The sequence below is a fragment of the Exiguobacterium sp. s21 genome (genome assembly GCF_018617975.1).
Taxonomy (GTDB): Bacteria; Bacillota; Bacilli; order Exiguobacteriales; family Exiguobacteriaceae; genus Exiguobacterium; species Exiguobacterium mexicanum_A.
In genome coordinates this window covers 1-837 of sequence record NZ_JACSLF010000031.1, presented here as the reverse complement: position 1 = coordinate 837, position 837 = coordinate 1, and the positions used below count along the sequence as shown (strand labels likewise).

Here is an 837-nt window from a genome sequence, read left to right as displayed (position 1 = left end):
TCCTGCGCTCGACTTGCATGTATTAGGCACGCCGCCAGCGTTCGTCCTGAGCCAGGATCAAACTCTCCAAAGAATTTGATATAGCTCTTCAAAAATGACGAAGCTTGCGCTTCATTCAAAAATTGTAAAACATTTTTGCCTCATCGTTCAGTTTTCAAAGTTCGTCGGTTTAAAAATTGGTGGAGCCTAGCGGGATCGAACCGCTGACCTCCTGCGTGCAAGGCAGGCGCTCTCCCAGCTGAGCTAAGGCCCCAAAAGTTATGATGGTCGGGAAGACAGGATTCGAACCTGCGACCCCTTGGTCCCAAACCAAGTGCTCTACCAAGCTGAGCTACTTCCCGAAATAGATGGTGCACCCTGAGAGATTCGAACTCCCGGCCTTTAGATTCGTAGTCTAACGCTCTATCCAGCTGAGCTAAGGGTGCGAGACGAATGAACTTTCATGGGATATTAAGATGGTACCGAGGGCCGGACTTGAACCGGCACGAGGAAACCCTCGCAGGATTTTAAGTCCTGTGCGTCTACCAATTCCGCCACCCCGGCAAGGTATAATTCATGCGGTAGACTATTTTAAAAATGGTGCCGGCGAAAGGATTCGAACCCTCGACCCTCTGATTACAAGTCAGATGCTCTACCAACTGAGCTACACCGGCAGGTGTAAATGGTGGAGGATGACGGGATCGAACCGCCGACCCCCTGCTTGTAAGGCAGGTGCTCTCCCAGCTGAGCTAATCCTCCAAATATGTAATGCCTGGCAACGTCCTATCCTCACAGGGGGAGACCCCCAACTACTTTCGGCGCTGAAGCGCTTAACTTCCGTGTTCGGCATGGGAACGG

General features: G+C 51.6%; 6 tRNA genes and 2 rRNA genes. All 8 read right to left on the bottom strand.

Annotated features, from left to right (window positions below):
* Positions 1 to 73: ribosomal RNA gene (locus KNP06_RS15160) — 16S ribosomal RNA — on the bottom strand; the annotation flags it as partial.
* A 104-nt stretch (positions 74 to 177) separates the two neighbouring features.
* A tRNA-Ala gene (locus tag KNP06_RS15155) sits at positions 178 to 253 on the bottom strand.
* Positions 254 to 264: 11 nt separating this feature from the next.
* Positions 265 to 341: transfer RNA gene (locus KNP06_RS15150), tRNA-Pro, on the bottom strand.
* 7 nt (positions 342 to 348) lie between these two features.
* Positions 349 to 425 (bottom strand) — tRNA-Arg (locus KNP06_RS15145).
* A 31-nt stretch (positions 426 to 456) separates the two neighbouring features.
* Positions 457 to 543: transfer RNA gene (locus tag KNP06_RS15140), tRNA-Leu, on the bottom strand.
* A gap of 34 nt (positions 544 to 577) precedes the next feature.
* Positions 578 to 653 (bottom strand) — tRNA-Thr (locus KNP06_RS15135).
* A 9-nt stretch (positions 654 to 662) separates the two neighbouring features.
* Positions 663 to 738, bottom strand: a tRNA-Val gene (locus KNP06_RS15130).
* Positions 739 to 749: 11 nt separating this feature from the next.
* Positions 750 to 837: ribosomal RNA gene (gene rrf / locus KNP06_RS15125) — 5S ribosomal RNA — on the bottom strand; the annotation flags it as partial.